Source organism: Microbacterium sp. 5K110, assembly GCF_005774735.1.
In the GTDB taxonomy this organism is placed as follows: Bacteria; Actinomycetota; Actinomycetes; order Actinomycetales; family Microbacteriaceae; genus Microbacterium.
The window spans coordinates 1-8,664 of the sequence record NZ_VBUM01000114.1 but is presented as its reverse complement, the minus strand read 5'-3'; the positions used below and the strand labels follow the sequence as shown (position 1 = coordinate 8,664).

General features: G+C 73.8%; 11 protein-coding genes. 4 read left to right on the top strand and 7 right to left on the bottom strand.

Annotation, left to right across the window (positions count from 1 at the left end; genetic code table 11):
- On the top strand, positions 1-484 hold a 484-nt coding region (locus tag FE256_RS16665; protein ID WP_502704864.1), incomplete at its 5' end, for a DNA glycosylase family protein.
- A gap of 57 nt (positions 485-541) precedes the next feature.
- Entirely contained in the window at positions 542-763 is a 222-nt protein-coding gene (locus tag FE256_RS16660; protein WP_138177902.1) for a hypothetical protein, read from the top strand.
- Positions 764-797: 34 nt separating this feature from the next.
- On the opposite strand, the gene FE256_RS16655 is transcribed toward FE256_RS16660, so the two are convergent.
- The gene (locus tag FE256_RS16655) at positions 798-2,612 is read right to left on the bottom strand and encodes a hypothetical protein (protein ID WP_171024392.1); all 1,815 of its coding nucleotides are present in this window, start codon (positions 2,610-2,612) and stop codon (positions 798-800) included.
- Positions 2,609-3,580, bottom strand: coding sequence for a GNAT family N-acetyltransferase (locus tag FE256_RS18660; protein WP_138177898.1), 972 nt, complete (start codon positions 3,578-3,580; stop codon positions 2,609-2,611). The genes FE256_RS16655 and FE256_RS18660 overlap by 4 nt, the downstream gene beginning before the upstream one ends.
- Before the next feature lie 41 nt (positions 3,581-3,621).
- Between FE256_RS18660 and FE256_RS16645 the strand changes: the two genes are divergently transcribed.
- Positions 3,622-3,912 (top strand): DUF4287 domain-containing protein, encoded by a 291-nt coding sequence (locus FE256_RS16645; protein ID WP_138177896.1) that lies wholly within the window; start codon positions 3,622-3,624, stop codon positions 3,910-3,912.
- A gap of 34 nt (positions 3,913-3,946) precedes the next feature.
- On the opposite strand, the gene FE256_RS16640 is transcribed toward FE256_RS16645, so the two are convergent.
- Positions 3,947-4,558 carry a MerR family transcriptional regulator gene (locus FE256_RS16640; protein ID WP_138177894.1) on the bottom strand — a complete coding sequence of 204 codons (612 nt, stop codon included), beginning with the start codon at positions 4,556-4,558 and terminating at the stop codon, positions 3,947-3,949.
- Between the two features lie 71 nt (positions 4,559-4,629).
- On the opposite strand from FE256_RS16640, the gene FE256_RS16635 reads away from it, so the two are divergent.
- Positions 4,630-5,139: a DUF4188 domain-containing protein gene (locus FE256_RS16635; RefSeq protein WP_138177892.1), complete on the top strand. Its 510-nt coding sequence runs from the start codon at positions 4,630-4,632 to the stop codon at positions 5,137-5,139.
- Here the strand turns inward: FE256_RS16635 and FE256_RS16630 are convergent.
- The 4 genes from FE256_RS16630 to FE256_RS16620 form a co-directional block, all read right to left on the bottom strand.
- Entirely contained in the window at positions 5,133-6,440 is a 1,308-nt protein-coding gene (locus FE256_RS16630) for an FAD-binding oxidoreductase (protein ID WP_138177890.1), read from the bottom strand. The two genes, FE256_RS16635 and FE256_RS16630, sit on opposite strands and share 7 nt — an antisense overlap.
- Positions 6,437-7,450 carry an LLM class flavin-dependent oxidoreductase gene (locus tag FE256_RS16625; RefSeq protein ID WP_138177888.1) on the bottom strand — a complete coding sequence of 338 codons (1,014 nt, stop codon included), beginning with the start codon at positions 7,448-7,450 and terminating at the stop codon, positions 6,437-6,439. Before FE256_RS16625 ends, FE256_RS16630 begins: the two co-directional genes overlap by 4 nt.
- Positions 7,447-7,623: a hypothetical protein gene (locus FE256_RS18270; protein WP_171024391.1), complete on the bottom strand. Its 177-nt coding sequence runs from the start codon at positions 7,621-7,623 to the stop codon at positions 7,447-7,449. Before FE256_RS18270 ends, FE256_RS16625 begins: the two co-directional genes overlap by 4 nt.
- Positions 7,620-8,664: LLM class flavin-dependent oxidoreductase (locus tag FE256_RS16620; protein WP_138177886.1), on the bottom strand; the 1,045-nt coding region annotated here is incomplete at its 5' end. The genes FE256_RS18270 and FE256_RS16620, both read right to left, overlap by 4 nt.

The window sequence follows — 8,664 nt, the reverse complement described above, 5'->3', positions numbered from 1 at the left end:
GTACGGCGAGCGCGCCCCGGGGCCCACGCCCCACCCCTTGTTCGCCCCACCCGATGTCGAGGGATGGCGTCATGTGCCGTCGTGGGCCTGGCATCGCGCCGGTCTCGAGCCGCCGCAGTCGCGCACGATCGTCGAGGCCGCGCGACGCGGGGCGACCATCGCCCGCGCGGCGACCGAAGCCCCCGACGGCGAGGCGCGCGATCGGGTGTTCATCAGCCTGCGGGGCGTCGGCGTATGGACAAGTGCCGAGACGCGCATCCGCGCCTTCGGCGATCCGGATGCCGTGAGCATCGGCGATTACCACCTCGCGCATCAGGTGGGGTACGCGCTGACCGGGCACCGCACCGACGACGACGGCATGCTCGAGCTCCTCGAACCCTTCGCGGGGCATCGCCAGCGGGTCATCCGACTGATCTCCGCGGGGTCGGCCCTCGAGCCGCGCCGCGGGCCCCGCTTGCACCCCGAGGACCACCGCGATCGCTGACGAGGAGCGTCGGCGACGAGGGGGCACCCGCGGGAGCGCGCCCTCTAGGCTGGGCGCATGACGCAATCCGGAACGGGCTGGCCTCGGGGACGCACCTACTGGATCCTCGGCACCGTGGTGCTGATCGGCGCCGGCGTGCTGTTCGGTCTGGTGTTCCAGAACGTCGGACTCGGCATCCTGCTCGCCGCGATCGTCTCGATCGGCTGGCTGATCGCGTTCGAGTCCAGCCGCGGGCGCAACGTCGGTGTCAACGACCCCGACAACGGCGTCGAGCTCTGACACCCCGCCCGTCCGCGGCGAGCCGTCTCGCGGGTCACCTCCGTTCGATGCCCGCGGCGAACGCGAGCACCCGCGCCGCGACGAACGGCCCCGAGTAGGCCGCGGCCCCCGACGGCGACGGTGGATCGACCGCGGTCGACGCCGCGGCCTCCGCGAGCGCTCCCCGCACGAACGGGACCTCGGCGCCGGTCCCGGTGAGCACGTCGACGGCTCGCCCCGTGTACTCGGCGGCGACCGCGACGCGGCGCGCGGTCGACGCCGCGGTGTCGACGTCGGCCGGCGGCCGCACGGTCTGCGCCGCGGCGAGAGCGGGAGCGGCGCGTGTGTAGCCCGCGACGGCGATGCCGAGCGCCGCCCATCCGTCGTCGCCGGGGACGATCTCGGCCAGGGCGTCGCGTGCGTGCGCGAGGGCGACGGCACGGAGCGTCTCCGGGTCTGCGGCGGCCAGCTTCGCCGCCGCCACGGTGTCGGAGACATCGTCCGCCTTCGCGCGTCCGGCTACGACGCGGGACGCGAACGCCTCCTCGGCGGCGATGCCCGCGCGGCGCAGCAGCGACGCCACCCCGTCGAGGTCGGCGCCGCCGGACAGCGGCGTCGTCGCGGGCTCGCCGGGCGATACGTCGGTCGCGCGCGCGGTCTCGAGGGCGGATGCCGCCAGGAGCGCCGCCGCGGTGCCCGCGCGGGCCACGTCGGGCTCGTCGGCGGCGGCGAGGGAGGTCGTGGCGTAGTGCGCCAGGGCATAGGCCTCGGCCGTCGCCGTGGCGGCCCGGAGCACGGCATCGGCTTCGCCGACCGACGCGGGCTCGCGCGCCGACAGGTCGGTCAGGAGATCGCCCGCGGCGGCGAGTGTCTGCTCGGCCTGCGCCGTCGCGGCGTCGGTCGAGGTCGCGGGCACCGCGCCGAGCACTGCCGCGTCGGCGGCGGTCGTCGCCGCGGCGAGCGCCCCCACCGTGTCGCCCGCGGCGCGCAGGTCGTCCGCGCGTGCGAGGGCGGAGCGCGCCTGCGCGATGGCCGTGGGATCGACGGCGACGTCGAGGGCTTCGGAGGCGCGGGCGATCGTGGCGTCCCGCGCGTCGCTCAGCGCCCCGTCGGATGCCGCCCCGTCCCCACCGGGATCGGGCGCCGTCGGCAGCGGTGAGGGCGAGGCGGCCGGCGTCGGGAACGCTTCTGCGGGGAGGTCCTCCCCGGTCATCACGGCATACGCGCCGGCGATGTCGGCGACCTCGGAGACCGTCATGCCCCCCGTCGCGGCGAGCTGGTCGAGGTCGACGGTGCCGCCCTGAGCGTCGCGGACGATGCGTTGCCCCGCGGGCACGAGGATCGTGTCGACGCCTCCGGCCTCGATCGCGGCCGTGACCTGTTCGGCGAGCCCGGGCACCGGCCGGATCGCCCCGAACGGCGTGACCGCTCCGGACAGCGCCACCCCCGGCAGGATCTCGGTGCCGTAGTACAGCGCGAGGACACCGACGGCGGTGACGGCCCCCGCGGCGGGAGTCGCGATGCGGGTGTCGAACCCAAACGTGTAGGCCGTGTCGGGCCGCGCCCCGGTGAGCAGAGTCGCCGCGGTCACGGCGGTCCAGGTCGCCGACTGCGTCACGGGATCGACGCCGCTGACGTCGTTCTCGGTGATGTCGATGCTGAGCCCCGCCCCTTCGGCCGACGCGGCCGTGATGCGCTGGGTGGCGAGGACGCCCTTCGTGCCGCTGGCGTAGAGCACGGGCACGGTGATCTCGGTGCCGTCGAACCGGCCGTCCTTCTCGGTGCCGAAGCCCAGCGAGAACTGCAGACCGCACCCCGAGAGCACGAGCGCACAGACCAATGCGACAGCCCCGGCGGCGATCCTTCTCACGAGGGCCGCTCCGAGACGAACAGCGCGCACGTCGTGTCGTAGTAGTCGCCGGTCTCGCCGGCGGGGAGCATGCCGATGCGGCGCGCGACGGCTTGCGACGCGGTGTTCTCGGGGTGAGTCACCGCGACGATCCGCCGGAGGCCGCTCTCGTGGGCGAGGGCGAGGACCGCCGCCGCAGCCTCGGACGCGACCCCGCTCCCCCAGGCATCCGGGTGGAAGTGCCAACCGATCTCGACATCTTCGGGGCGCCCGCCGCCGACGCCTGCGGACCAGGGGATCGGCTTCAGCAGGACCGCACCGAGGCGCTCGCCCTCGGAGGTGGTCACGGCCCGCACTCCGAGCACACCGTCCGCGCGCGCGGTCCAGCGTGCGAGCAGCTCATCGACCTCGGCGGCATCCGTCATGACCCGCCCGTCGCCGATGTACCGGCGCACCTCGGCGCGCCGATAGAGGTCGAACAGGAACGCCCGATCGTCGGCAGCGTCCGCCCACTCCCGCAGGACGAGCCGTTCGGTCGTCAGTCGCGTGCGGCGCATCGGGACGTGCGGGATGCCGTCCTCTGCGAACGGCTCCCCCGAGACGACGAAACCGAAGCGGCCGTACCAGTCGGCCAGGTGCGCTTGGGCGTCGAGGAGGGTAGGGATGCCGGGCGCCTCGCGGTCGAGCACCTCGAGGGCGGCGCGCATGAGGTCGGCCGCGAGTCCGCGCCCGCGCGCCGCGGGGAGCGTCGCCACTCGGCCGATGCGGGTGTTCTTCTCTTCGCGCAGCAGACGCAGGGTGGCCAGGACCGCGCCAGAGGGATCTTGGGCCCACAGCAGTTCGGCGCCCGGCTCGATGTCGCGCCCGTCGATCTCGGGGTACGCGGCATCCTGCTCGACGACGAAGACGCTCACGCGCAGCCACAGCAGGCGGTAGAGGGTGAGCGGGGGGATCTCGGCGACGGGGGCCCGGTGCAGCGTGACGGCCATCCCTCGACGCTATCGCGCACCCCGGACGCTAAGGTGACGGCATGTCGTTCCAGGCGTACCTCGACGCGGTCGAGAAGAAGACCGGGCTCACCCCTCGGCAGCTGGTCGATCTCGCGCACGAGCGCGGGTTCGGACCCGACACGAAGGCCACCCCGATCCTGGAGTGGCTGAAACAGGATCACGACCTGGGACGCGGCCACGGCATGGCGCTCGTGCACGTGATCACGAAGGGTCCGAAGATCAGCGACGCCCACGTCGGGAGCGGGGGCGCGCACGCCGACGCGACCGACACGCTCTGGCTCGACGGGGCGGCGACGAACCCGAACGCCTGACCGGCGCCGTCGGGCCCGACCGGGCGGGTCCCGGTCAGTCGCGCCCGAACCGCCGGGAGGCTGCGATCTGTTCGGCGATGCGGCGCAGGGCGAGGATCACCGGTTCCACGAGCACGGTGCCCAGCACCACGTAGCGCACGGCCGCCTCGGCGGATTCGGTCGGGGTGGCGTCGAGTTCCGCCTGCGCGATGGCCCTGAGGTGCTCGACGTACGACGCGAGCACAGGGGCGGGCACGGCGAAGCCTGCGCGATCGAGCGCGGCCAGTGCGCGGGCGAGGGCCGCGAGCTGACCGGGGTAGCAATCGTCGGTGTCGCCGCCGAGACGGTCGAGGAGCGCCAGGGCGGGGCCGAGGTCGAGATCGTCGTCCGCCTCGGGGGGATTCACCGCGGCGCTGGCCTCCCCCAGGAGCGCGTACGGGCTCTCGGGCGGGTTCTCCAGCACCGCGACGACGTTGCGCACGCCGGCGATACCCACTCCGGCGTCGACGAGCGCGCGGATGACCCCGAGTCGCCGCACGTGCGCCTCGCCGTACGTCGCTTGCGTGGGTGAGACCCGCTCCCCCTCGGGGAGCACGCGCTCGCGCAGGTAGTACTTGATCGTCGCGACCGAGACGCCGCTGCGGGCGGAGAGTTCCGAGATCCGCATGGATTCCCCCTTGACTGGATAGCCATACTATCCAATACTAGATAGTGGCACTATCGAGTGAGGACGGACCCATGGCATCCATCAATCCGGGGCGCATGACGCACCAGCACGACGGCGAACTGGTCCTGTTCCACATCGGCATGACGATCAACCGCTGGTGGCGGCCCGACGCGTGGCTGCCGATCTTCGGCGAGATGGGACCGATGCTGCGCGAGCTGAGCGTCGACCCCGACTCGGGCCTGCTCGGCTTCACGATGCTCTTCGGCCCGCGGGGTCCGTACCTCGTGCAGTACTGGTCGTCGCTGGAGAAGCTGTACGCCTACGCCTCCGCGCCCACCCAGGCGCACCGACCGGCCTGGACGCGCTTCCACAAACGCGCACGCAAGGCCGCCGGCGCCGTGGGCATCTGGCACGAGACCTACGTCGTCGATCGGGCCGAGACGATCTACGTGGCCACCCCGCCCATGGGGCTGCCGAAGGCGACGTCGACCGTACCCGTCGGCGCACGCCACGACCGCGCCGCCGCGCGCGTGGCGGACGGACGCACCCCGGCACGCGCGGCGACCGACTCCGCTCAGTAGCCGCTGCCCGGATTCAGGATGCCGCGGGGGTCGAACACCCGCTTGATCTCGTCGTGCAGTCGCACCGCGTCCTCGCCGAGCTCGCGCCGTGCCCACTCGCGCTTGAGCCGGCCGACGCCGTGCTCGGCGGTCACGGTGCCGCCGAGGGCCAGAGCGAGGGCGAAGATGTCGTCGGCAGCGGTGATCGCGTTCGCGGGGAGCTCGTCGCCGTGCTCGACGACGATGATCGGGTGCAGGTTGCCGTCGCCCGCGTGACCGAAGACGAAGATCGCCACGCCGCGGCGATCCGCGATCCGACGGATGCCGGCGATCGCCTCCGCCAGCCGACTGCGCGGGACCGCGATGTCCTCGATGAGCGGGCGACCGAGCCGCTCGAGCGCGGGGAGCGCCTGCCGCCGCGCGTGGAGCAGATCGGCGGCGCGGTCGGCATCCTCGGTCCACTCGACGTGCGCTGCGGTGGGGGCGATGGCGTCCACGACGACCCCCATCTCCTCCGCCGCGCCGAAACCATCGGTCTGTGCGAGGAGCAGGGCCTCGCCGCGCCCGCGCAGCCCCGTGCCCTCGGCGGCGTCGATCGCGCCGAGGGTCGCGCCGTCGAGGATCTCGAGCACCGCGGGCCGAGCACCGCTGACGGCGATCGCGGCCACCGCGGTCGCCGCCTCCTCCAGGGACGCGAAGAACGCCGAAGCCGTCGCCGTCCGCCGCGGCGCCGGCAGCAGCCGCACGCGGGCCGCCACGACGATGCCGAGCGTGCCCTCCGAGCCGACGACGAGACCGGCGAGGTCGTACCCCGTGACGCCCTTGATGGTCGGACGCCCGAGCCGCACGAGCGTGCCGTCCGCGAGCACGACGTCGACCGACAGCACCGCATCGCGGGTCACCCCGTACTTCGCGCCGCGCAGGCCCCCGGCGTTCGTGGCAATGTTGCCGCCGACGGTCGAGATGCCGACGCTGCCGGGGTCGGGCGCATACATCAGGCCCTGCGCCCGGGCCGCGGCATCCAGATCCGCCGTGATGACCCCCGCCTCGACCTCCGCCGTGCCGTCCACCGGATCGATCGCGCGGATGCGGGTGAGCTGCGACAGGTCGAGGACGAGCGCCCCCTCCCCCGCGACGGCTCCTCCGGCCAGACCCGAGCCCGCGCCGCGCGTGATGACGGCGAGACCGGATGCCGCCGCGCGTCGGAGCGTCTCCTGCACCTCGGCGACGTCGCGCGCCACGACGACCTCGACGGGGCGGCCGCCCGGGCGCAGGCCGGAGCGGTCGATGGCCCGGTCGATCTCGGTGGGGGGAACGGTCATGCGAGCACCTTTCGTTCGGCGCGGAGGGCGGGGAGGACGTGCGCGGCGATGTCCTCGAGCAGACGCGTGCTCTCGGTCAGACCGAACTCGGGCGGGAGGAACGCGATGAGGTCGTCCGCGGCCGCGACCGCGGGATCGGCGAGCAGGGCATCGACGACCGCCGACGGTTCCCCGTGGAGGGCGGGACTCATCGTGAAGGCCCCCGGCGGCGCCGATGTCGGTGCCGCGGCGCCGCTCGGTCGAGACGCGGCCGGACCGTTCGCCCGTCGGTCGGCGTCGTAGGCGGCGTACCTCCGCGCGCGGTTCGGCGACGTCGCGGGGAGGATCGATCGGCTCACCGACACCCGTGTCCGTGCACGGACCGGATGCCGGTCCCGGTACGTCTCGACGGCGGCGCGCTGCTCCGCCTCGTAGTCCGCCACGTCTCCGGTGAGGATCGTGCTCAGCATGAGGTTCAGTCCGCGCCGGGCGACGCGCTCCGCCGAAGCGACCGAGCCCGCGCCGAACCACGTGCGCTCGATCAGCGCGGGGCTCGCACCGCGGACGGTCAGCGACGAGCCGTCCGGAGCGAAACCGACGGGCTCTCCCCGCACGGCCGCGAGGAAGGCGTCCAGACGGTGAAGGGACTGCGCACGGCCGTCGTTCGGCTCCTGCCCGAATGCGCGGTCGAAACCGCCGAGCCCCGTGCCCAGGCCGAGCTGCAGGCGACCGCCGCTGAGGTGGTCCGCGGTGGAGGCGGCCTCGGCCAGCAGCACCGGGTCTTCGTAGCGGATGCCGATGATCGCGGTGCCGAGACCGATGCGGGCGGTGTGCTGAGCGACGACCGGCAGGAACACGAGCGGGGCGGCGAGGTAGTTGTCGAAGTGCCGCTGGTACACCCACCCGCGGTCGAAACCCAGATCCTCGGCCTCGCGAAAGAGAGCGATCCCGTCGCGGAGCCCCTCCGGCGCCCGCCCGCTCTCGAACGGCACGCGCGTGTGGAAGCCCAACGTCAGCTCGGGGAGGGTCACGACGCCACCGCCGCCCCGGCCGCGACCGCCACCTCGGGCGGCAGGGCCGCGGTGCCGGGGTGCCCGCCGCGCGCGGCGAGGGCGCCCACCGCCCGCTGCACGGCGTGCGCGAGCGGGGCCGCCGCGCCCGTCCGCCTCGCCAGCAGCCCGACGATCAGTCGTCGTCCGCTCACGCCACGTCCCGGCGGGCGAACACGACCTCGGGGTCGATGCCGCGGCGTGCGACCTCGTCCCGCACGAGCGGGATCACCAGGCGCCCGGCATCCACCGCGTCGTTGAGGTCGCCGAGCGTGGGGAGCGACACGATGTCGGCCCCGAGTTCGACGTACCGCACGATCGCCTCGGCGACGGTCTCGGGCGACCCGACCAGCAGCGACGACGCCCCGCCGGAACCGGCCACGCCCCGCGGCGTCCAGAGGACCCCGCCGTCGTGCTCCTCGGACTGCTCCGAGAGTTCCCGCAGCCGCACGGATCCGACGTTCGTGCTGTTGATGTCCTTGACCTTCTCGTAGAACGGTCGGGCCGCCTCGAGGATGCCGCGCGCCTTCTCGCGCGCGAGGGCGTCGGTCGCGGCGACGACCGGGCGGAAGGTCACCCAGAACCGGATGCGGTCCGTGCGACCGGACGCGCGGGCGTGGGCGTAGACGCGGTCGATCTGCTCGGCCGTCTGGGCCAGCGGCTCGCCCCACAGGGCGAAGATGTCGGCGTGCGCGCCGCCCGAGGCGTACGCGAACTCGCTGGATCCGCCGAGCGACACCGGCAGTGCGCCGCCGGAATGCGTGGCGTATCCGGGACCGAAGCCGTCGAAGCGGTAGAACTCCCCGTCGTGCGAGAACGGGGCGCTCTCGGTCCACACCCGGCGCAGGATCTGGATGAACTCCGACGAGCGGCGGTAGCGCTGCTCCTTGTCGAGGTAGTCGCCCTGGCGCGCCTGCTCCTGGTCGCTGCCGCCCGAGATGATGTGCACGAGGGCGCGCCCGCCCGACAGCTGGTCGAGCGTCGACAGGCCCTGCGCGGCGACCGTCGGGAAGGCCGAGTTCGGGCGGACCGCGACGACGGTCTTCAGCGAGCGGGTCGCCGCCAGGACCGTCGCGGCGAGCGCGTACTGATCGGCGCTCGCCGACGCGTAGGGGATGAGGGTGTAGTCGAAGCCGTACGTCTCGATCGTGCGCGCGTAGTGGCGGAGCCAGTCCACGTCGACGGGGGTGGTGAAG

Bases quoted from the DNA above. Each gene is read 5' to 3' on its own strand.
- FE256_RS16635 (WP_138177892.1), top strand. From the start codon at position 4,630: ATGGCATCCATCAATCCGGGGCGCATGACGCACCAGCACGACGGCGAA.
- FE256_RS16640 (WP_138177894.1), bottom strand. From the start codon at position 4,558: ATGCGGATCTCGGAACTCTCCGCCCGCAGCGGCGTCTCGGTCGCGACG.
- FE256_RS16630 (WP_138177890.1), bottom strand. From the start codon at position 6,440: ATGACCGTTCCCCCCACCGAGATCGACCGGGCCATCGACCGCTCCGGC.
- FE256_RS18660 (WP_138177898.1), bottom strand. From the start codon at position 3,580: ATGGCCGTCACGCTGCACCGGGCCCCCGTCGCCGAGATCCCCCCGCTC.
- FE256_RS16645 (WP_138177896.1), top strand. From the start codon at position 3,622: ATGTCGTTCCAGGCGTACCTCGACGCGGTCGAGAAGAAGACCGGGCTC.
- FE256_RS16660 (WP_138177902.1), top strand. From the start codon at position 542: ATGACGCAATCCGGAACGGGCTGGCCTCGGGGACGCACCTACTGGATC.